The 22,205-nt window shown below is 61.6% G+C and carries 9 protein-coding genes; 4 read left to right on the top strand and 5 right to left on the bottom strand.

All coding sequences use genetic code 11. The annotated features are described in order from the left end of the window. Nucleotides 1–2: 2 nt before the first annotated feature. Nucleotides 3–1,166, bottom strand: coding sequence for an isovaleryl-CoA dehydrogenase (locus VA602_RS22590; RefSeq protein ID WP_323454408.1), 1,164 nt, complete (start codon nucleotides 1,164–1,166; stop codon nucleotides 3–5). 279 nt (nucleotides 1,167–1,445) lie between these two features. Between VA602_RS22590 and VA602_RS22585 the strand changes: the two genes are divergently transcribed. Further along, on the top strand, nucleotides 1,446–3,110 hold the full coding sequence (locus VA602_RS22585; protein WP_323454407.1) for an AMP-binding protein: 1,665 nt from the start codon (nucleotides 1,446–1,448) through the stop codon (nucleotides 3,108–3,110). Between the two features lie 40 nt (nucleotides 3,111–3,150). Here VA602_RS22585 and VA602_RS22580 read toward each other — a convergent pair whose 3' ends face one another. From VA602_RS22580 to VA602_RS22570, 3 genes are all read right to left on the bottom strand, one after another. Then, nucleotides 3,151–3,360, bottom strand: a complete 210-nt coding sequence (locus VA602_RS22580; protein ID WP_323454406.1) for a hypothetical protein — start codon at nucleotides 3,358–3,360, stop codon at nucleotides 3,151–3,153. A gap of 180 nt (nucleotides 3,361–3,540) precedes the next feature. Next, nucleotides 3,541–12,228 (bottom strand): Tc toxin subunit A-related protein, encoded by an 8,688-nt coding sequence (locus tag VA602_RS22575; RefSeq protein WP_323454405.1) that lies wholly within the window; start codon nucleotides 12,226–12,228, stop codon nucleotides 3,541–3,543. A 328-nt stretch (nucleotides 12,229–12,556) separates the two neighbouring features. Continuing rightward, nucleotides 12,557–12,718, bottom strand: a complete 162-nt coding sequence (locus VA602_RS22570) for a hypothetical protein (RefSeq protein WP_323454404.1) — start codon at nucleotides 12,716–12,718, stop codon at nucleotides 12,557–12,559. Nucleotides 12,719–12,857: 139 nt separating this feature from the next. Here VA602_RS22570 and VA602_RS22565 point away from each other — a divergent pair, with 139 nt between their 5' ends. The 3 genes from VA602_RS22565 to glgB all read left to right on the top strand — a co-directional run bounded on the left by VA602_RS22565 (nucleotide 12,858) and on the right by glgB (nucleotide 20,724). Further along, nucleotides 12,858–14,891 (top strand): alpha-1,4-glucan--maltose-1-phosphate maltosyltransferase, encoded by a 2,034-nt coding sequence (locus tag VA602_RS22565; RefSeq protein WP_323454403.1) that lies wholly within the window; start codon nucleotides 12,858–12,860, stop codon nucleotides 14,889–14,891. A gap of 109 nt (nucleotides 14,892–15,000) precedes the next feature. Then, on the top strand, nucleotides 15,001–18,312 hold the full coding sequence (gene treS, locus VA602_RS22560; RefSeq protein ID WP_323454402.1) for a maltose alpha-D-glucosyltransferase: 3,312 nt from the start codon (nucleotides 15,001–15,003) through the stop codon (nucleotides 18,310–18,312). A 201-nt stretch (nucleotides 18,313–18,513) separates the two neighbouring features. Next, nucleotides 18,514–20,724 carry a 1,4-alpha-glucan branching protein GlgB gene (glgB, locus tag VA602_RS22555; protein ID WP_323454401.1) on the top strand — a complete coding sequence of 737 codons (2,211 nt, stop codon included), beginning with the start codon at nucleotides 18,514–18,516 and terminating at the stop codon, nucleotides 20,722–20,724. A gap of 45 nt (nucleotides 20,725–20,769) precedes the next feature. Here glgB and VA602_RS22550 read toward each other — a convergent pair whose 3' ends face one another. Then, nucleotides 20,770–21,846, bottom strand: coding sequence for an autotransporter outer membrane beta-barrel domain-containing protein (locus VA602_RS22550; protein WP_323454400.1), 1,077 nt, complete (start codon nucleotides 21,844–21,846; stop codon nucleotides 20,770–20,772). Nucleotides 21,847–22,205 lie beyond the last annotated feature (359 nt).

The following is a 22,205-nucleotide window of genomic DNA, read 5'->3' as shown; positions in this document are numbered from 1 at the left end:
GCTCAGCGGGTTTCGTTGAACAATTCGCGGCCGATCAGCATCCGGCGGATTTCGCTGGTGCCGGCGCCGATCTCGTAGAGCTTGGCATCGCGCAGCAGGCGCCCGGCCGGGAACTCATTGATGTAGCCGTTGCCGCCGAGGATCTGGATCGCTTCCAGGGCCATCTGCGTGGCGCGCTCGGCGGTGTAGAGGATCACCCCGGCGGCGTCCTTGCGTGTGGTCTCGCCACGGTCGCAGGCCTGGGCTACGGCATAGAGGTAGGCGCGGCTGGCGTTGAGCTGGGTGTACATGTCGGCGATCTTGCCCTGGATCAGCTGGAACTCGCCGATGCTCTGGCCGAACTGCTTGCGATCGTGGATGTAGGGCACCACGAGGTCCATGCAGCTCTGCATGATGCCGGTCGGTCCGCCCGAGAGCACCACGCGCTCGTAGTCCAGGCCGCTCATCAGTACGCGCACACCGCCGTTGAGCTGGCCGAGGATGTTTTCTTCCGGCACTTCGACGCCATCGAAGAACAGCTCGCAAGTGTTGGAGCCACGCATGCCCAGCTTGTCGAACTTGTTGCTGCGCGAGAAGCCCTTCCAGTCACGTTCGACGATGAATGCGCTGATGCCGTGCGGGCCCTTGTCCAGGTCGGTCTTGGCGTAGATCACGTAGGTGTTGGCGTCGGGGCCGTTGGTGATCCAGGTCTTGCTGCCGTTGAGTACATAGTGGTCGCCGCGTTTCTCGGCACGCAGTTTCATCGACACCACGTCGGAGCCGGCATTGGGCTCGCTCATGGCCAGGGCGCCGATGTGCTCGCCGCTGATCAGCTTGGGCAGGTACTTGAGCTTCTGCTCATGGGTGCCGTTGCGGTTGATCTGGTTGACGCAGAGGTTGGAATGGGCGCCGTAGGAGAGTGCCACCGAGGCCGAGGCTCGGCTGATCTCTTCCATCGACACCACATGGGCCAGGTAGCCCAGGCCCGCGCCGCCGTACTCCTCGGAAACAGTGATGCCCAGCAGGCCCATGTCGCCGAACTTGCGCCACATGTCGGCGGGGAACAGGTTGTCGTGGTCGATCTGCGCCGCGCGCGGGGCGAGTTCGGCGGCAGCGAAGGTGCGCACCTGGTCGCGGAGCATGTCGATGGTCTCGCCCAGGGCGAAGTTCAGGCTGGGGTAATGCATGGGGGCACCTTGTTGTTCTTGAAATTCGAGGTACTGCACCGACCCTGTGGGAGCGGGCTTGCCCGCGATGCCCGTCAGAACGGCCAGCGATGTTGTCTGGTCCGGCCTCATCGCGGGCAAGCCCGCTCCCACAGGGTCGGTGCTCGTGGTTGACGTTAACGTAAACCTGCCTTTTCGGGCTGTCAATTGGATCATCACCTTTACGTAAACGTAAATGTGCGCCACAGTACCCTTCGCTTGCTTCAGTCATGCCCAGAACAACCACAAGAAGGGACACTCATGAGTCAACCAAGCTACACCCGCGGCTGCCAGGACCGGCCTCTGCTGACCCAGACCATCGGCCAGGCGTTCGATGCCACCGTCACCCGCTGGCCCGAGCACGAGGCCCTGGTGGTGCGGCACCAAGGCCTGCGCTACAGCTGGCGGGCGCTGGCCGAGCAGGTCGAGGTGCACGCCCGGGCGCTGATTGCCCTGGGCGTGGCCAGTGGCGATCGAGTCGGTATCTGGGCGCCGAACTGCGCGCAATGGTGCATCCTGCAGATCGCCACGGCGAAGGTGGGCGCGATCCTGGTCAACATCAACCCGGCGTACCGGGTGGGTGAGCTGGAGTACGTGCTGCGCCAATCCGGCTGCAGCTGGCTGGTGTGCGCCGATGCCTTCAAGTCGTCCGACTATCACGCGATGGTCCAGGAGCTGGTGCCCGAGCTGGGTGCGCAACCGCTGGCGAGTGAGCGCCTGCCGGACCTGCGTGGCGTCATCAGCCTGTCGTCCACCCCGCCCAGCGGTTTCCTGCCCTGGGATGCGCTGGCCGAACGGGCAGGGCAGGTCGATGCCCAGACGCTGCAGGCTAGGCAGCAGGGCTTGCAGTTCGACCAGGCGGTGAACATCCAGTACACCTCCGGCACCACCGGCGCGCCGAAAGGCGCCACGCTCAGCCATTACAACATCCTCAACAACGGCTTCATGGTCGGTGAAAGCCTGGGCCTGAGCGACCGAGACCGCATGGTGATCCCGGTGCCGCTGTACCACTGCTTTGGCATGGTCATGGCCAACCTGGGCTGCATCACCCACGGCAGCACCATGATCTACCCCAACGATGCCTTCGACCCCGAGTTGACGCTCCAGGCTGTGGCCGAAGAGCGTGCCAGCATCCTCTATGGCGTGCCGACCATGTTCATCGCCATGCTCGACCACCCGTCGCGCAGTATCCTGGACCTCTCGACCCTGCGCAGCGGCATCATGGCCGGCGCTACCTGCCCGATCGAGGTGATGCGCCGGGTGATCGAGCAGATGCACATGGGTGAAGTGCAGATCGCCTACGGCATGACCGAGACCAGCCCGGTGTCGCTGCAGACCGGCCCTGGCGACGAGCTGGAGCTGCGCGTGACGACGGTTGGGCGCACCCAGCCACAGTTGGAGACCAAGCTGGTGGATGCGCACGGCGTGATCGTCCCGCGTGGCGAGATCGGCGAGTTGTGCACCCGCGGCTACAGCGTGATGCTCGGCTACTGGAATAACCCTGAAGCCACTCATCAGGCGATCGATCCGGCGCGCTGGATGCGCACGGGCGACTTGGCGGTGATGGACGAGCAGGGCTATGTGCGTATCGTCGGGCGCAACAAGGACATGATCATTCGCGGGGGCGAAAACATCTATCCGCGCGAGCTCGAGGAGTTCTTCTACACCCACCCGGCGGTGGCCGATGCTCAGGTGATCGGTATTCCGTGCAGCCGCTACGGCGAGGAAATCGTTGCCTGGATCAAGCTGCACCCCGGGCACAGCGCCACGGTCGAGGACTTGCAGGCCTGGTGCAAGGCGCACATTGCGCATTTCAAGGTGCCGCGGCATTTCCGCTTCGTCGACGAGTATCCGATGACGGTGACCGGCAAGGTGCAGAAATTCCGGATGCGCGAGATCAGCATCGCGGAACTTGCGCCGCACTGAAGCGCCGCCTGGCCTGAGAAGGCCAGGCGGATAGGACATGTCACTTAACAGCCTTGAACAAATCGTCGAAGGTTTCGGCGTCTTGGATATCGCTTTCTGCCAGGTCGATTCCTAAATCGTCATTAAGGTATCGAACCAGTTTTGAGGTACTGCTGACGATGTCGGAAACTTTTGTTGCGCCGTTGATATCGGCCTCTTTCTTGTCGAATTTTTCGGCAAGCAGTTTTTTCAGTTCCTGTTCGGTAGCCATGTTCATTTATCCTTGGGTTGAGTCATGCGTCAGTGTGTATTGAGGTTCAGGGTTCATAGGTCAGGCATGGGCGCACTCCTGTGTCATGTAGTGATAACGGTCGCGAAAACCCTTGATAGCTCGGCAAAGTGCGCTGAAATGTCCCCTGGCTGAGCTTCGTCCCAGAACGTTCATATGGCCTCAATTGGCTTTCAGATAAGCAATGGACGAGAACATCATTTTTGTCGCGGGCCCACCTCCCCAACCTTCGAACTTGACGTGGTCTTCCGCCCAAGACACCACTTTCGCGGTGTACGTTTCTCCTGTTTTGTAGGCGTACTGGACCTGCTTGCCCACGAGGTCTTTGGCCGCTGCTTGCAGTTGAGCGAGCGTTTGGAAGGTGTCGGTCTTCTTGCGTATGGCAGCAATGGTTTTGGCATGGGAGTCTGCGCGTTTTGCAGCCTCCTGAGCTGAACGGGCTTTGGCTTGTGCGGTTGCAAGCTCGCCTTCGCTGGCCGCTGCCTCGGCGTCCTGATACGCCTTTTTTGCCTCGTCCACGGCTGCTTGCAGTTTGCCCATTGCACCCGTCGCCTCTTTTTTTTCTGCGCTTGCCTCGGGGATGTTCATGGACGTGGCTTGATAGTCGGCTTGCGCCGACTTCTGTGAGGCCTCGGCGGCCTCGGCTGCGGCCTTGGCAGAGGCAACCGCTGTGGCGATCTCAGCCTTGAGCTTGTCGGCGGCTTCTTGAGCAGCCTTTTCAGCGGCTTCTTGAGCAGCCTTTTCAGCGGCTTCTTGAGCAGCCTTTTCAGCGGCTTCTTGAGCAGCCTTTTCGGCGGCTTCTTGAGCAGCCTTTTCGGCGGCTTCTTGAGCAGCCTTTTCAGCAGCTTCACGCGCAGCCGCCTCGCGAGCCTTGGCCGCGTCCTGTGCATCCTTGCAGGCATTCTGAGCCGACTCGGCGGCCTCCCGGGCCGACTTGGCGTTTTTCTGCGCCTCATCTGCGCTGGCTTGCGCGCTGTCCACCTGGCCTTTCTTTGCAGCGGCTTCGGTGTTCTTGCGGGCGGTGCTGGCCGCTTCGGCAGCTTTCTCGGCTTTGGCGATCGCTTCAGTCACTTGCTTGAGCTGCTTGGCCGCCTCGGGCGCCTTCAGCGCCGGATTGTCAGCCTGCGCCTGGGCGGTTGCCAGTGCCGCATTGGCGGCCTGTTCCGCTTCTCGTGCAGTGACGATGGCATTGTCAGCGTTACCTGAACTTGCTGGCTGACTGCTGCCGTTGCCGCTTGGTGATTCGCCTGCTGCGCTGTCGCCCCCAGCAGCAGAGCCGGTTGTACTTTCGGCCTGCAGCAGCTGCTTGACTTCGTCGCGAAATGCCGTAGGACCATCAACCGCGCTGTAGCTGACGGTGATGGTGATGTCTTTGAGCCTGCACTCATTGTCCCTGTAAAACTCAGGGTTGTTCCTGGCGCCGCCTGGGAACGCGAGCCGCCAGCTCGAGATCAGCCCGGTGCCTTCGAAGGGTTGATAGCGGGCTTTGTCGGGTACCGACGGCTGCAAATCGAAGTTACGCGAGACTTCCTTGACCGACCACAGGGCAATGCTCTGGTTGGGCCGAAGGTCGCGAAGCACGTGCCTGGGGCTGCCTTTACTGGCCGAATACAGGTGGCGGGCGCCTTCGATATCCGCTTCCAGGAGCAGCTTGTTCGAGGTCTGGTAGAGCATGGCCGAGATCGCTTTCGAAGAACCCGAACCCGGGATTTCGAAGGCTAGGGTGATGCGTTCCAGGCGGCGCAGGTAGTGGCCTGGGAAATCGCTGTCGAACAGTCGTGCCGAAAGCTCGAACAGGATTTCATCCTTCTTCAGTTGCTCGTGCAATTGAGTGACCTTCCAGCCGGTGAGTTCCAGCAGGGAGAAATCCTTGCGGATATCCAGCGGCCTGTGGTTGTCGCGGATCGCCGCCACGTCCATTTGCATCAGGTCGCGCTCCAGCGCTTCGCCTGCAAGCATCCCACGCCAGTTGTCGAGCCAGCCGTCGGTCCTGATCCAGCGACTGGCAAAATCGCCGAGTTCGTATTGCAGGCAGTTTTCGGCCATCAGGCATAAAGACAGGGTGGCGTCGTAAGCGGTGCTGTAGATCTCCGACAGCCGACCGATCAGCCACAGATAAGTGGTGTGGCTGGCGAACACCGATTGCATGACCTCGTATTCGGCCTGGTGCGCCTGGCGGGTTGCACGGGCCTCGCTCACAGCGATGCCGGCAGCCTTGATCTGTACGTCCCGCTCGCGCAGTTGAGCGTCGATGATGCCGAGCTCATGTGCGGCCTGGTCGGCTTCATGCTGCCATTGCTGGCGACGCAGGATGTACTCTGCCCGCTTGTCGATCGTATTGCTCAAGGTTTCGAGCGTCTCGGCCAAAGCCTCTGTGGCATTGGCCGCCGACTCGAACGCTTCTTGAGGGTTGGCCCCACCCACGGCCATACCGAAAATGGTCGGTATGGCCGCGGCTCCCGCTGCCAGAGCGTAAGTAGGTATTGATACCCCGCGGGTGCTAACCGAAGCTTTTGCCAGTTCTAGCATGCTCTTTTCGTACTTGCTGATATCTTCATCCACCAGCAGCTGCTGATAATGCTCCTGACGTTGCTCAATCATGGCTCTGGAGCGCACCACGGTCTCACGCTCGCGCCTGGCCAGTTCCAGCGCTTGCTCCTGTAGCTGGCAGGGGAAGTCCAGCAGCCTGATCAGGTTGCGTTTACCGAGCAGCTCCAGTTGCTGGGCGGCTTCGGTGTTGTAGAAGCCCAGCAAGGTTTGCCCCAAGGCGATCAGTTGCTGCACGGCCTCGGCAGCACATTTGCGTGCCTCCTCGTAGCGGCAGGGGGGCACGATGGGCGCAACCGGCGCGGCCTCACCCCGGTCCTGGGCGGCAACACTGTTGCCCAGTGCGATCTGGTCGAGTGTGTCGGGGTCGAGCATGATCGCAGCGGGCTTGCCATCGAGGGTCAGGCCGTGGCGCAGGTTGAACAGACGGTTACGCAGCAGGTTGCGCAGTGTGACGAGCTTGTTGTTCAGCGGCGGGGTAAAGGCCGTGGAACTGGCCTCGGCTAGCGTCGGTGGCTGGGCCGGTGCGCTGGAGAGGTCCTCGGGGAGCACGCCGATCAGGCGCAGGGCCTTGTCATAGCACAACGCGGCCTCGACCAGCGAATCCAGCGTCAGCATGCGGTATTGGTCATCACCCTGGCGTTGCCAATTTTCCACCACGAACAGGTGCAGCGCCTTGCGGTAGCGCTCGGGTTCGGCGTAGGCCAGCAGGTCCGGGTCGTTGGTCTGGGCGCTGGCGGTGAAGGCTGCACGGGCCAGCAGAGGTCTTGTCAGCCAGAACAGCGGCGGGTGGTTCCCCTCGGGCACCCAGGTGCGGTAGGGGTCGAACAGGAACCGTGTGCACCAGCGCCAGGCTTGGCTGTATTCGCGGTTCTGGCGTTGCAGCCAGGTGACCAGGAACGGCACGTGGAAGAACAATTCCCAGAAGTACAGACCGTTGGCGCTGCGCAGGTCGACGATGGTGCCTGAACTTGCAGGTTCCAGGGGCGGTTCCGGCAAGTGTTGGGCCTTCCATGACAGCGATTGTTCGACCGATTGAGTAGCCAGTGCCACCAGTTGCTTGCCAAACAGGGTGTTCAGCCGCAGGGTACGGAAAGGGGGGGCACTGGTCTGGTCTTCGGCTTTGTTATTGACCTCCTTGAAATCCAGGTACAGAGCCTGTGTTTCATTGCGGCAGATCTGCACACTGGGGATCGCGTCGTCGTCTTTCTCTTCCAGGGTGTAGGCGCAGGTCGCCGTTGCGATGGGGTCGGTTGTACTGATCTCTCCGTCGTAAACGTCCAGGGAGACGGTGTAGTCACGAATGTCCTTGTTGATAGGGAGGGTGAAATTGACAGCGCCTTTACCGTTGGCGATCAGCGTGTCCTCAAACACCATTTCGTGTGTGGAATCAAGGTAAAAAAGGATTCTGCGGCAGGTGTTCGGGTGCAAGTAGCGAAGGCGTAATATCGCCTGCAGCGATTCGTCAGGCAGGTGGGACGTGATTGCTTTCAGTGCTTTGAGCTCAAGTGCGATGAGCGTGTTGATCACGTCCGCCTTGCCCCGCGCTTTTGCAGTGTCGATGGCGGTGTGCAGTGCGGTGGGCTCCTGCGGTTGCTTGATGTCCGTGTCGCTGATCATTTTGGAATACTGATCTGCGGGCAGGTAGCGTACCTTGAGCAGGAAATTCTTGAGTGTCTTGAAGGCGTCGGCGTTATCAGTGGGTAACGTTTTGAATGCCTGCAGGTGTTGTTCATCAAGGCAAGCCTGTTCAAACGCAGATAGTGTCCAGCTGGGGTTTGAGTTTTCTTTGGGTTTGCTAGTCAGTTTTATAGTGAGTTCGGAGAATTCAGACTTTGGGTTGGGTTTTGTTTCTCCCTTCGGTAATGCACTTAGGTAATCTTCGGTCACTTCTTCAAAGGACGAGCTACGGTATAGGGTTATGCGGGCTTCAGTGTTCAAGATTGAAAGGGATATTTGTTTTGGCGCGAGCAAAGGGCTGACGTTTGAATGTAGCTTAGTTATGGTTTCGTCGCCATCGCTATTAGTAAAGGATGCATTGAAGGTTATTGAGTTGTGTTGTGAAAAACTGAAGCCATCTAGGGGCTCTGTTATTTTGCTTGTGAGGGTGAAAAGTTTATAGTTTTCATCGAGGTGCTGGATTAGGTATTTTGTGTTTTTCTCTTTTTCGTTTTGTAGCTTCACTATTTCTTCGTCATGTTTTTTATCGGCTTGCGCCTCCAAATTTTTGATTTTTTCTGCTAACGTATCGAGCTTATTGAGCAGGGAGGATATGTGTTCTTGTTCTTGCTCGTCGAGTAAGGGTGAGTTGGCTAGGGCGATAAGGTTGGAGCTGCTTAAGATTTTTTCTTTGTGGTGCGAAGCGAAAGGTAGTGAATATATGTTTATTGATACTGTTCTTATATAGTATCCAAAGTCTTGATCAAAGGTGATGCTTACGCAATCTTTTTTCAAGGTCCATAGACTATCTAGCGTAACATCGACTGAAATTCGATTCGAAGCGTAAGATAATGTTTCTTTAATTAATGCCTGCCCGAGAGTAGCGATTTCGTAACGGTCTTTTACTTGGTCGGTAGAGGCCAGATCGCTCCAGTTGAACGCCTTAGAATCTTCAGCGACTTCCTTCAGTCGAGTAACTGCACCCACATAGGGATGTTGTACGGTCCGCGGGTCTCGGAAGAAGCTCAACCACCGCTCCACCATGTTTGTCTCGATGGGGCGGTCCGTCACGTTACCGAGATCGAGCGCTTTGTCCTCGAGCAATAACAAGTCCTTGGTGCTGATGAAATAATCAACGTTGCGTTTCGGCTTTTTTCCTTCCTCCGCTGGCAGTGAGCTATCGAACACCACGGTGGTCAACCAGGGGTCATGCAACCGATCCCCGTGGATGTTGACCATGACCATCAACCCTGGCATGAACTTCCGGGTCTTCAAATAGACGTTGGAGCCTGCAGCGGTCCGTTCTGAGTTCGGCTGCAGTACTTCACTGCTCTCGAACTCGCCCTTCTCGTCATGCCCATCCAGTGTCATGAACTCATTGGGTGGGCTCCAGTTGCCATCGGTCTGCTGAAAGGCGAAGAACACCCGCAACGCAAAGTACTCGCTGGGCTTGCTGTCCGGCCCCATGGGAATGCCGGTGGTATCGCGTTCTACCCACACCACATAACGACGACCGGCAACGATCACCGGGCGGATCAGCTCGATATGGGTACGCGTGTCGTGATCTTTTGCCGGCAGTGAGGTCAAGGCCATCGTTGCGCTGACCGTCAGGGTGATCTTCTCCCACTCGCCCCACGCCAACATGCTCGGCACGCCCTCCTGATCACGCTGCGACATGTCCAGGGTGCGCCAGTAGAACTCGGTTGGCTCGACGTTGGTCTTGCCGATGAAATGGTAGGTGTCGGTCAGCGGCGAGGTGCCGTCGGCATAGACCGAGATTGGTTGGATATTGCTCAGGGTTTCGAAGGTACTAAGGTAGCCAAGCATAGCCACATGGATGTCATCGGGCTGGCATTTGCCCTGCGCCAGCTGGGTCTCCAGGTCCTTGAAGGCGCGGGTCTTGCGCTGGCGGCGGGTGGGGTCGATGAAGTTCTGGGGCTCGTTGTACGCATCCTGGCGCAGCCTCCAGCGTTCGTAACTGCTGCTGAAGTTTTCCCACTCTTCGCGCTCGGCGTTGCTGATCTCGGTACTGCGGTAGCCGTTTTCCAGGTGTGAGTGGATCTGGTGCAGGTAGCGTTGCAGGCTGGCGGTGGCCGAAAGCGTGCGTGTGGTCAGGGGCTCGTGGGACACTTGCAGGTCGATCAGCAGGTAGTCGGCCAGGTGCTGCGTACTGGTGATCCAACTGTGTGCATCGTCGGTCGGCGCCCAGTTGGCGATCATCCACTGCATCAGGGCATCACGCCAGGCAACGTTTTGCTGGTCATCGGCCACCTGGCGCTGCTCGTTGCTGCAGCCTTTGCGCAGGGCCACGGCGGCCTGCTGGAAGGGCGCGTAGCTTTCGGCCTTGGGCAGTTTGCCCAGTTGCAGCAAGGTGTCCACCGCCAGACCGTGCTTGTCTGCCAGCTCCTGTGTGCGAAGCAGGCGATCGATACCCGCCAAAGTCTCGGGTGGCTCAATATCGGCTAAAGCACATAAAGAGCCGCTGGTGCACCCCAGCAGCTGTTCCAGTGCGGCCCAATGTTCTTTTGGTTCCTTTGCCTTGCTATTTGCAGAGGACTCATCTTTGTCGGTCTCGAACCTGACCAGATAATCCAGCAGGTTCTGTTCGCCCATGCCCAAGGCCAGCCTGGCCAGCACTGCCTTGTAACGGCCAAGTTGATAGACGGTGCTGAGGTCCAGTGGGCGGCACTTGTCCGATTGCTGGTCCTTGAGGTCGAACCTGTCTGGGGTACGCGTCAGCTGATCCAGCAGGTGTGCGCTGAGTTTGAACAGTTTTGTCACGTCGCTGTGGCGTTGCAGGGTTGACCACTGGGTGAAGTCACTTTCGGTAAAGCACTTCTCTGGCGTCGTTGACTGTTCAGTACACTGCTGAGCGATGGCCGCTATGCGGGCACTCAACAGGTCGGCGTCGACCCCGGCCCAGCGCAGCAGGGGTGCAACAAGGTTTGGTGATTCGAGCTCCAGTGCCGTTTTCAGTGCCAGGTGAAGCGCATCGGCGTTTTGGCTGGCTTGAAGGTTGAACGCATTTTTCCACGTCGTGTTGAAGCTAGGCGTGCGGGGATTGAGCAGGGAGGCCAGTTGCAAGGCGTCCATGCCCTGTTGCTGCAGCCACTCCACAGCCTGCAGCATGCCGGCGATCACATCGACGATGTCGGCTTTGCCGGTCTCGCCCGCAAGGCTTGGCCGGCCTGCCAATTGTTGGCAGTAGACAGGGTCCTGATTCATCAGTACGTCGATCAGGGACAGGCCCTGCAGGGTCGAAGTGCCGAACACCCGGGCCAGGGCAACGATCCGGTAGCAGGCCGAGACCACGGCCAGCGAGCGTGTCGGTTTTTGCAGTTTCTGTGCTTCGACCACCCTACCCAGAATGCCCCGCAGCAAGGTGTCATCCACCTTCAGGCCAAGGGCCAGCTGCTTGACGGTCAGGCCGTCGGCGCCTGTGGTGGACGCAGGATCGAACGCCTTGTCGTCCAGCTTCAGGGAGGGTTGTGCAGGTTGACCGTCTTCATCATGCCCGGCGGCGAACAGCTGGTCGTAGAACGATGCCTGCCGCCCGGTGGCGTGGGGTGAGAGTGTGTCGATCAACGCAGCATACTGCTCGGCACTGACGTTGTATTTTTGTTGCAGATGACGGAACAGTCCGAGCGCGCGCAGGGTCTTGTCCGTCAATCGATAGTTGCCGGTCTGGCCTTCGGCACGCAGCGCAGCCATGACCAGCGTGTCAGTCTGGGCCGCGCTCAGGCCCAGGGCCCGCTGCAGGCGCAGTATGCGTTGGAGGCGGTCCAGGTGGGCATCGGTGAGGCCTTCGATGCGCACGATTTTTTTTGTCGCAGGCTGCGCGGGCGCCGATTCGAGCAGATACAACGGCGTTGCACCGTTATTGATGAACACGGCGCCATATACCTGGCTGGATGGCTTGGCGGCTGTGGGCACGTGGGGGCTGCGGGTCACCGCCGTACCGCCCTTGCCGACAGCCTCTACAGCCAGCAACTGGCGCAGTTCACGACGGCTCAGTGCCAGCGCCTTGGCCAGCTTTCGCGTCGTATCGTACGCGGTTGCACTGAGCATCAGCTCGCTGGGCGTAGCGTCGAGCAACAGGGTCCGCAGTTGCGGCGAGAAACCGCTGGCCAGTGTGGTGGCAGTCCGCTGGGCGGCCGAGGGCAGATGGGCGAATGTGAACAGTGGATAACAGAGGCTGGTTGCACTCAGCAGGTCCCACAGCTGTACCTGTTTGGCCGCCAGCGCCGCTTTGACCGACTCCCAGGCACGATGGAAGGGCACACTGGCTTGGCCGGAGCCTTGCGCAACCGCTGCTTGTAGCGTCTGATTCTTTGCCAGGGCTTGCTGAGCACGGTTTTCCAGCAGTTCAAGCGTAATCCTGATCTTGGGCAGGGTACGCCGGGCGTTTCTGTCGTCGAGCTTCAACGTCAGCAGGTCAGGGCGCCGTGTCAGCAGGGTGATCGGTGCGTTGACATCCGCGCGTACTTCGAACGCTTGAATCAGTTCCTTGAGGTGCACCAGGTAGGCCAGCCTGCTGTCGTTGCTCATCAACGCCCCGGGCGCGCAGCGTGTGCGGTCTTCCGGGAACAGCTTCATGTAGTTGGCGGCGTCTGGGCGGTTGGCAGGGTTGGTGGCGTCATTCATCGCGGACAGTCCTCGGCAGATGCTGTTGCGCTGACGCGGCTGTAAATCTGCGCCAGGCCCACTGCGGCAAACTACACGCGCACGCCGCAGGGCACACCTGACAGAAATACTAGGTAGGTCGAGTTTTCGCAGGCTCATGCAGGGCCAGGCATGCGCTCAAAGTGGCCCCGCCGTGGTTTGCCTGAACTGTGTTGTGACAGCGGCTTGCACCGCCAAGGGGCACTGAACGGCCCCGGCTGTTGGTCGAATAAAGCAGTGCCCGCCTGCCGGGCAGGCCAGCGATATGGCGGAGTCATTGGGCCCCTGTGTGACCCGGCCTGGTCTATGCTCAGGCCTTCACCGGCGGCTCCTGGCTCGGCGGATCACCCACCGTCGGCGGCACGGTCGGCTTGATCGGCCGTTCGTCCGGATCTTCCTCGGGCACTGGCGGCGGCAGCGCCGGGTCGTCGATGTTCGGATCGGGCGTCTCCGGTGGAATGGGAATGTTCATGGCCTGACCTCGCGCGGTGGATGAAGAGGTTCTGCAGGCTTTGACCTGCCGTGCCAGCCATTCGCTCAATTTTTTTGAACCCGCCGCGCACCCACGGCTCTGAACCCTTACCGCCACCAGCTTAGGGGAGCAAGGTTCGATGTCCGGTAATGAGCCCGTCGCAAAAGCGCCTTTCGAGCAAGTGCCCAAGGCCAACGATCATCCCGACCAGGCCATCAGCCTGTCCCAGGCCTTGCTGGCGCCACGCATCGTGATCGAGGACACCACGCCGGTGCTCGACGGCGGCACCTTCGCGGTCAAGGCGGTAAGCGGGCAGGCGGTGCAGGTCACCAGCAAGGTCTACAGCGACGGCCATGACCGCCTGTCGGTGGTCTTGCACTGGCGCCAGGCCCATAGCCGGCACTGGCATGGCGTGCCGATGACTTCGGCAGGCAACGACCTGTGGGTTGCCGAGTTCACCCCAGTGGAGCTCGGCTTGCACCTGTTCGGCATCGAAGCCTGGATCGATCCCTACGCCACGTACTGTCACGACCTCGAGAAGAAGTATCACGCCGGGGTGGAGGTCAAGCTGGAGCTGGAGGAGGGCAGGCTGCTGCTGGGTAAGGGCATCGAGCGCAGCGAAGGGCCGTTGCGCGAGCAGCTCGTGCAGTTGCAACAGCGCTTGCCGACGCTGGCACCGGACGATCAGGTGGCGTTGCTGCTGAGCCCCGAAAGCGCCAGCCTGATGAGCCAGGCCGAGCACCGCAGTTACCTGACCCGCAGTCCCGAGCTGCCGCTGGACGTGGACCGCGAGCGCGCCCTGTTCGCCAGCTGGTACGAACTGTTCCCACGCTCTGTCACCGACGATCCGGCGCGCCACGGCACGTTCGACGATGTGCACCAGCGCCTGCCGATGATCCGCGACATGGGCTTCGACGTGTTGTACTTCCCGCCCATCCATCCCATCGGCAAGCAGCACCGCAAGGGGCGCAACAATGCCTTGCAGGCGGGCCCCGACGATCCGGGCAGCCCCTACGCCATCGGCAGCCCAGACGGTGGCCACGACGCCATCCACCCGCAACTGGGCACCCGCGAAGACTTCCGTCGGCTGGTCGCCGCCGCCGCCGAGCACGGCTTGGAAATCGCCCTCGACTTCGCCATCCAGTGTTCCCAGGACCACCCCTGGCTTACCGAACACCCGGGCTGGTTCAGCTGGCGCCCGGACGGCACCATTCGCTACGCCGAGAACCCGCCGAAAAAATACCAGGACATCGTCAACGTCGATTTCTATGCGCCCGAGGCCGTCCCCTCGTTGTGGCTGGCACTGCGCGATGTGGTGGTCGGTTGGGTCGAGGAGGGCGTACGCACCTTCCGTGTCGACAACCCGCACACCAAGCCGCTGCCTTTCTGGCAATGGCTGATCGCCAATGTGCGCAGCCAGTACCCTGATGTGATCTTCCTGGCCGAGGCCTTTACCCGGCCGGCGATGATGGCGCGCCTGGGCAAGGTCGGGTACGCGCAGAGCTACACCTATTTCACCTGGCGCAATACCAAGCAGGAGTTGCGCGAGTACTTCGAACAGCTCAACCAGCCGCCGTGGAGCCTGTGCTACCGGCCGAACTTTTTCGTCAACACCCCCGACATCAACCCCTTTTTCCTGCAGACCAGCGGCCGCGCCGGTTTTCTCATTCGTGCGGCGCTGGCGACCATGGGCTCGGGCCTGTGGGGCATGTACTCAGGGTTCGAGCTGTGCGAGGGCACGCCGTTGCCGGGCAAGGAGGAGTACCTGGATTCGGAGAAGTACGAGATCCGCCCGCGCGACTTCACCGCGCCCGGCAATATCGTCGCCGAGATCGCCCAGCTCAACCGCATCCGCCGACAGAACCGCGCCTTGCAGACGCACCTGGGCGTGGCCTTCTTCAACTGCTGGAACGACCAGATCCTGTATTTCGCCAAGCGCACGCCCGAGCGTGACAACTTCATCCTGATCGCCATCAGCCTCGATCCGTACAACGCCCAGGAAGCGCATTTCGAACTGCCGCTGTGGGAGCTGGGGCTCGATGACAGCGCCGATACGCAAGGTGAAGACCTGATGACCGGGCACCGCTGGACCTGGCATGGCAAGACCCAGTGGATGCGCATCGAACCTTGGCACCAGCCGTTCGGCATCTGGCGGATCAGCAAGCTCGGCTGATCCCTTTGCCGGGGTGGGCTTTTGCGGGCGTGACCCGACAAGCCCGCCGCCACTCACAAGGCCGCTCCTGCACAGGGCGTGCCGAACCCAGAATTGAAAGGAGTCGCACATGGCCAAGCGTTCCCGCCCGGCAGCCTTCATCGACGACCCGCTGTGGTACAAGGATGCGGTGATCTACCAGTTGCACATCAAGTCGTTCTTCGATGCCAACAATGACGGTATCGGTGATTTCGCCGGCCTGATCAGCAAGCTCGACTACATCGCCGAGCTGGGTGTGAACACCCTCTGGCTGCTGCCGTTCTACCCCTCGCCGCGTCGTGACGACGGCTATGACATCGGCGAGTACAAGGCCGTGCACCCTGACTATGGCAGCATGGCCGACGCCCGGCGCTTCATCGCCGAGGCGCACAAGCGCGGACTGCGGGTGATCACGGAGCTGGTCATCAACCACACCTCCGACCAGCACCCCTGGTTCCAGCGTGCCCGCCACGCCAAGCGCGGCAGCAAGGCCCGGGACTTCTACGTGTGGTCGGACGACGACCAGAAGTACGACGGCACGCGGATCATCTTCCTCGACACCGAGAAGTCCAACTGGACCTGGGACCCGGTCGCCGGCCAGTACTTCTGGCATCGCTTCTACTCGCACCAGCCGGACCTGAACTTCGACAACCCGCAGGTGATGAAGGCGGTGATCGGGGTCATGCGCTTCTGGCTCGACATGGGTGTCGATGGCCTGCGTCTGGACGCGATTCCGTACCTGATCGAACGCGACGGCACCAATAACGAGAACCTGCCCGAGACCCATGACGTGCTCAAGGCGATCCGCGCCGAGATCGACGCCAACTACCCTGATCGCATGCTCCTGGCCGAGGCCAATCAGTGGCCGGAAGACACCCGCCCGTACTTCGGCGAAGGCGATGGCGACGAATGCCACATGGCCTTCCACTTCCCGTTGATGCCGCGCATGTACATGGCCCTGGCCATGGAGGACCGCTTTCCGATCACCGACATCCTGCGCCAGACCCCGGAGATTCCCGCCAACTGCCAGTGGGCGATCTTCCTGCGCAACCACGATGAGCTCACCCTGGAGATGGTCACCGACCGCGAGCGCGACTATCTGTGGAACTACTACGCCGAGGACCGCCGCGCACGCATCAACCTCGGTATCCGCCGGCGCCTGGCGCCACTGTTGCAACGCGACCGCAGGCGCATCGAACTGCTGACCAGCCTCCTGCTGTCGATGCCCGGCACTCCGACGCTGTACTACGGCGACGAGCTGGGCATGGGCGACAACATCTATCTCGGTGACCGTGATGGGGTGCGCACACCCATGCAATGGTCGCCAGACCGCAACGGTGGCTTCTCCAAGGCCGACCCGCAACGCCTGGTGCTGCCGCCGATCATGGACCCGTTGTATGGCTACCAGACCGTCAACGTCGAAGCCCAGAGCCACGACCCGCATTCGCTACTCAACTGGAACCGGCGCCTGCTCGCGGTGCGCAAGCAGCAGAAGGCCTTCGGTCGCGGCACCTTGAAGATGCTGACCCCGAGCAACCGGCGCATCCTCGCCTACGTGCGCGAGTACACCGATGCCGACGGCAACAGCGAGACCATCCTGTGCGTGGCCAACGTCTCGCGCGCGGCGCAGGCCGCCGAACTGGACCTCTCGCAATATGCCGAGCGGGTGCCGGTGGAAATGCTCGGAGGCAGCGCATTCCCGCCCATCGGCCAGTTGCCGTTCCTGCTGACCCTGCCACCGTATGCCTTCTACTGGTTCCTGCTGGCCTCCCACGACCGCATGCCCAGCTGGCACATCCAGCCTGCCGAAGGCTTGCCGGAGCTGACCACGTTGGTGCTGCGCAAGCGTCTGGAGGAGTTGCTCGAAGCGCCGTCGGCAGACACCTTGCAGGCGTCGATCCTGCCGCAGTACCTGCCCAAGCGCCGCTGGTTCGCCGGCAAGGAAGGGCCGATCGACGCGGTGCGCATCCGCTATGGCGTGCGTTTCGGCACGCCGGCCACCCCGGTGTTGCTCAGCGAGTTGGAGGTGCTCAGTGACGGTGTGACCAGCCATTACCAACTGCCGTTCGGGCTGCTGCCTGAAGAGCAGATCCACAGCGCCTTGCCCCAGCAGCTGGCGTTGTCGCGGGTGCGCCGAGGTCGACAGGTCGGGCTGATCACCGATGCCTTCGTGCAGGAGTCGTTCGTGCGGGCCGTGTTACGCGCCTGCCAGGATGACACCCGCCTGCCCTCGAGTGCCGGCGAGCTGCGCTTCGAGTGTACCGAGCAGCTTGCTGGCCTGGCGCTGGGTGAGGACAGTGAGGTGCGCTACCTCAGTGCCGAGCAGTCCAACAGTTCGGTGGTGATCGGTGAGCGCGTGGTGCTCAAACTGATCCGACGGGTCAATCCCGGCATTCACCCGGAACTGGAAATGAGCGCGTACCTCACGGCGGCCGGCTTTGCCAATATCTCGCCGCTGCTGGCCTGGGTCAGTCGGGTGGATGAGCAGGCGCAATCCCACCTGCTGATGATTGCCCAGGGTTACTTGAGTAACCAGGGCGATGCCTGGTCATGGACCCAGAACACCCTGGAGCGAGCGATCCGCGACGAGATGGAGCCCACGCAGGGCAGTGCCGAGGCGCACACCGATGCCTTGTCGGAGCTTTCGGGTTTCGCCACCTTGTTGGGGCAGCGACTCGGTGAAATGCACCTTTTGCTGGCCGCGCCCACCGCCGACCAAGCCTTTGCACCGCGCCCCAGCGACACCCAGGACAGTGAGCGCTGGGGCCGGCAGATCAATGCCGAGCTCAGCCGCGCCCTCGAGCTGCTGGCCCAGCATCGTGAGCAACTGGACAGCGAAAGCCAGGCGTTGGTCGATGACCTGCAACAGCAACGCGAAGGCCTTGCCCAGCACATCGAGATGCTCGCACGCCAGGCCCAGGGCGGCCTGCTGATGCGCGTGCATGGCGACCTGCATCTGGGTCAGGTACTGGTGGTGCAAGGCGATGCCTACCTGATCGATTTCGAAGGCGAGCCAGCACGGCCGTTGGACGAGCGCCGGGCCAAGCACAGCCCGTACAAGGATGTCAGCGGCGTGCTGCGCTCGTTCGACTATGCTGCAGCGATGATCTTGCGCAGCGCCTCGGCGGTAGACCTCTCCGATGCTGCGCGCCAGGCTCGTCAACGGGTTGCCCGGCAGTACCTGCATCAGTCGCGTCATGCCTTCGTCGAAGCCTACGGCCTGGCCACCGCCGCCATTGCCCATGGCTGGCAGCACGCCGAGGGCGAGCGTGCGGCGCTGGAGCTGTTCTGCCTGGAGAAGGCGGCCTACGAAATCACTTATGAAGCCGACAACCGACCCAGCTGGCTGGCCGTGCCTTTGCATGGTCTGCATGGGTTGATCAGTACTTGGGGCGAAGCATGAACCCTGTAGGGAAGGCAGTGTTGCCTGGCACCGGCTGCGCCGGTGATCGCGGGACGAGCCCGCTCCCACAGGTTCTGTGGTGCAGTTGGGAGGGCGCTGACAATCCTGTGGGAGCGGGCTCGTCCCGCGATCATGGGCGCAGCCCGTGCCAGGCACTGCGTTACTTTGAAAAATATATGGAATATGGAAAGGGGCAGTGAGATGAATGCATCAACGCGTAGCAACGGCGGCCTTCGCCAACGCGATCTCGACGCCCTGGCGAGCGCCGCGCACGCAGATCCGTTCGCGGTGCTCGGCCCGCACGTCGACGAGGCGGGCGACGAAGTCATCCGCGCCTTCCTGCCAGGCGCCTTGAACGCCCGGGTGTTGGCGCGTCACGACGGGCGCATCCTCGCCGAGATGGAGCAGGGCAGCCTGCCGGGCCTGTTCAGCGCGTACCTGGACGAGCGCCAGCCCTACCTGCTGCAGATCGGCTGGGCCGGAGGCGAGCAGATCACCGAGGATCCCTACAGCTTCGGCCCGCAGCTTGGCGACATGGACCTGTACCTGTTCGCCGAGGGCAATCATCGTGACCTGTCCGGGCGCTTCGGTGCCCAGCCGATCCAGGTCGACGGCATCGATGGCGTGTGCTTCTCGGTCTGGGCGCCCAACGCCCGGCGCGTCTCGGTAGTGGGCGACTTCAACAACTGGGACGGCCGTCGTCACCCCATGCGCCTGCGTCACGATGCCGGGGTGTGGGAGCTGTTCATCCCGCGCCTGGCCTTGGGCGAAACCTACAAGTTCGAAGTGCTGGGGGCGCACGGCGTACTGCCGCTGAAGGCCGACCCGCTGGCACGCGCCACCGAACTGCCGCCCAGCACGGCCTCGAAGGTCGCAGGTGCGCTCAGCCACGACTGGCGCGACCAGCAGTGGATGGAGCAACGTGCCCAACGCCATGCCTATAGCGCACCGTTGTCCATCTACGAACTGCACGCGGGCTCCTGGCGCTGCGAGCTGGACGAAGCCGGTGAGGTCGCGCGCTTCTACAACTGGCGCGAACTGGCCGAGCGTCTGGTGCCCTATGTGCAAGAACTGGGTTTCACCCATATCGAGCTGCTGCCGATCATGGAGCATCCCTTCGGTGGCTCCTGGGGCTACCAGCCGCTGTCGCTGTTCGCACCCACCTCCCGCTACGGCAGTGCGGAAGATTTTGCTGCTTTCATCGATGCCTGCCACCAGGGCGGCATTGGCGTGATCCTCGACTGGGTGCCAGCGCATTTTCCCACCGACGAACATGGCCTGGCGCGCTTCGACGGCACCGCACTTTACGAGTACGACAACCCGCTGGAAGGGTTTCACCAGGACTGGAACACGCTGATCTACAACCTCGGGCGCAACGAGGTGCGAGGCTTCATGCTCGCCTCGGCGTTGCACTGGCTCAAGCACTTCCACATCGACGGCCTGCGCGTCGATGCCGTGGCCTCGATGCTGTACCGCGACTATTCGCGCAAGGCTGGCGAGTGGGTGCCCAATCGCCATGGCGGCCGTGAGAACCTCGAGGCGATCGACTTCATTCGTCAGCTCAACGACATCGCGCTGCACGAGGCGCCCGGTGCGCTGATCATCGCCGAAGAGTCCACTGCCTGGCCGGGTGTCAGCCAACCCACGCAGCAGGGCGGCCTGGGCTTCGCCTACAAGTGGAACATGGGCTGGATGCACGACACCTTGCACTACATCCAGAACGATCCCGTGCACCGCGCCCATCACCACAACGAGATGAGCTTCGGCCTGATCTACGCCTACTCCGAGCATTTCATCCTGCCCATCTCCCACGATGAAGTGGTACACGGCAAGCACTCGCTGATCGACAAGATGCCCGGCGATCGCTGGCAGAAATTCGCCAACCTGCGCGCCTACCTGACGTTCATGTGGATGCACCCGGGCAAGAAGCTGCTGTTCATGGGCTGCGAGTTCGGCCAGTGGCGCGAGTGGAACCACGACCAGCAAATGGATTGGTACCTGTTGCAGTATTCCGAGCACCAGGGCGTGCAGAAGCTGGTGGGCGATCTGAACCGGCTCTACCGCGAACTGCCGGCCCTGCACGAGCAGGATTGCCAGCCCCAGGGCTTCCAGTGGCTGATCGGCGACGACGCTGCCAACAGCGTATATGCCTGGCTGCGCTGGAGCAGTGCCGGCGAGCCGCTGCTGGTGGTGGCCAACTTCACCCCGGTGCCGCGTGAGGGCTATCGCATCGGTGTGCCGTTCGGCGAGCGCTGGGTCGAGTTGCTCAACAGCGACGCAGAGCTGTATGCCGGGAGCAATGTCGGCAATCTTGGGGCGGTGGCCGGCGAGGCGGTGGCAAGCCATGGGCAGCCGCTGTCGCTGGCTTTGAATCTGCCGCCTTTAGGGGTTCTGGTCATGAAGCCCGCCTGATGTCGCGGCGCATCCTCCTGGAGGAGGATGCGCCGTACTCGTTGATCACCAGCGCATCCGCACCCCCAGACTGCCAATCAATCCGTTCAGGTCATTGTCATCCACATCACTGCTGTAGTCGGCACTGACGAACAGCGCCACCGTCGGCGTGACCCGCGCCACCAAACCCAGGCCCAGTTCCACGGTCGCTGCACTGCGCGAGCTGGAGATCTTGTCGACCTGATCCAGTTTCACCGCATCGCTGTCGTTGAAGTCGTACCAGACGTTGGTCCGCACGTAGGGTTCGATCGGCATGCCGCGCACTTCGTAGCGCCCCGACAGTTTCGCGCCCACCCGGCCACTCCAGCTCGGCTGGCTGTCGAATGCCTGCAGGGTCTCGGCCTGTGCCTGGTTACCGGGGAAGAACTGCTGGTTGATCAACTGCGCCTGCGGCTCGATCACCCAGTGGTTGCCCAGGCCGACGGGGAAACCACCCTCGACCGAGAAGGTCATCGCATGGCCGCTGTCGTCCAGGCGCTGGCCGCTCTGGCTGCGGCCGTTGACGTCGATGCGCGTGCCCATGGCCACCGCATCCACATGCCAGCCCTGGTCGTGGGTCATGCTCCAGTAAACGCCCAGGCTCTCGCCGCTGAGGTTGACCGCGTTGCGCTGCTTGTCACCGAGCAGCGGACGCATGCCGTTGAAGCTGCTCTGCAGAGTGTTGTGGCCGACGAACACCCCGGCGCGGTGCACGTTACCGCTGGCGGTCTCGCGTACGAACAGGTCCGGGCCGATCATCAATTGCTGGCTGGGCGCCTCCAGTCGGGCCGGTGGCGCGGAGGCCGGTTGCGCAACGCCGGGGAAGAATTGCGCCCATTGGCTGGCGACCAGATCCATCGGCACGTTCCCGTGGCGCGCGCTCATGCGCTCGGAGAACGCCTGCAGCGTGCCCATCCCCAGACCACTGGCGTTCATCGGATTGAGCGACAGCAGCGGTATCGCCGGTGGCTGCATGAGGTTGGCAAAAGGGGTGTCTTCGTCAAGACCAAGCGCAAAGGTTTCCACCGGGGTTGCCAGAAGCAGCGACGTGGAAACCGCGCAGAACAGCCGGTCGAAGCGCAAAGGGTTCGATGCTCGTTTCATGGCGGATCTCCTGTTTCTTGTGGGTAACAGCCAAGGCCTGGCCTGTTGTCACGAGCTGTACGACACGAAACAGGGGGCGACACAAACCAGCACGCGGAAGTCTGCTGGCGCGCGTAAAGACGCGGGCCAGAGAGCTCGGCGCGAAGTTTTCGCAATGGGCGTTATGTTCAGCTAAGGAGAGCGGGCGCATTGCGTCAAGAAAATGTTGGCTGGATGAGAAAATTGTGTTGTGACAGATAACGTGCTGAATGAAAACGTGATTATTGTTCGTTTAGCAATGTGGGTTCTTTGCCTGGGTTGGGTTATGCCGAAACATTGCTAGCCGAGGGTTTGCTGCATCGGCGGTTCTTTTCCCGGCT

This window comes from Pseudomonas machongensis (genome assembly GCF_034961125.1).
Taxonomy (GTDB): domain Bacteria; phylum Pseudomonadota; class Gammaproteobacteria; order Pseudomonadales; family Pseudomonadaceae; genus Aquipseudomonas; species Aquipseudomonas machongensis.
The sequence above is the reverse complement of the archived record's forward strand: the minus strand, read 5'-3'. Positions and strand labels throughout refer to the sequence as shown.

Bases quoted from the DNA above. Each gene is read 5' to 3' on its own strand.
- VA602_RS22590 (WP_323454408.1), bottom strand. From the start codon at position 1,166: ATGCATTACCCCAGCCTGAACTTCGCCCTGGGCGAGACCATCGACATG.
- VA602_RS22585 (WP_323454407.1), top strand. From the start codon at position 1,446: ATGAGTCAACCAAGCTACACCCGCGGCTGCCAGGACCGGCCTCTGCTG.
- VA602_RS22580 (WP_323454406.1), bottom strand. From the start codon at position 3,360: ATGGCTACCGAACAGGAACTGAAAAAACTGCTTGCCGAAAAATTCGAC.
- VA602_RS22575 (WP_323454405.1), bottom strand. From the start codon at position 12,228: ATGAATGACGCCACCAACCCTGCCAACCGCCCAGACGCCGCCAACTAC.
- VA602_RS22570 (WP_323454404.1), bottom strand. From the start codon at position 12,718: ATGAACATTCCCATTCCACCGGAGACGCCCGATCCGAACATCGACGAC.
- VA602_RS22565 (WP_323454403.1), top strand. From the start codon at position 12,858: ATGTCCGGTAATGAGCCCGTCGCAAAAGCGCCTTTCGAGCAAGTGCCC.
- treS (WP_323454402.1), top strand. From the start codon at position 15,001: ATGGCCAAGCGTTCCCGCCCGGCAGCCTTCATCGACGACCCGCTGTGG.
- glgB (WP_323454401.1), top strand. From the start codon at position 18,514: ATGAATGCATCAACGCGTAGCAACGGCGGCCTTCGCCAACGCGATCTC.
- VA602_RS22550 (WP_323454400.1), bottom strand. From the start codon at position 21,846: ATGAAACGAGCATCGAACCCTTTGCGCTTCGACCGGCTGTTCTGCGCG.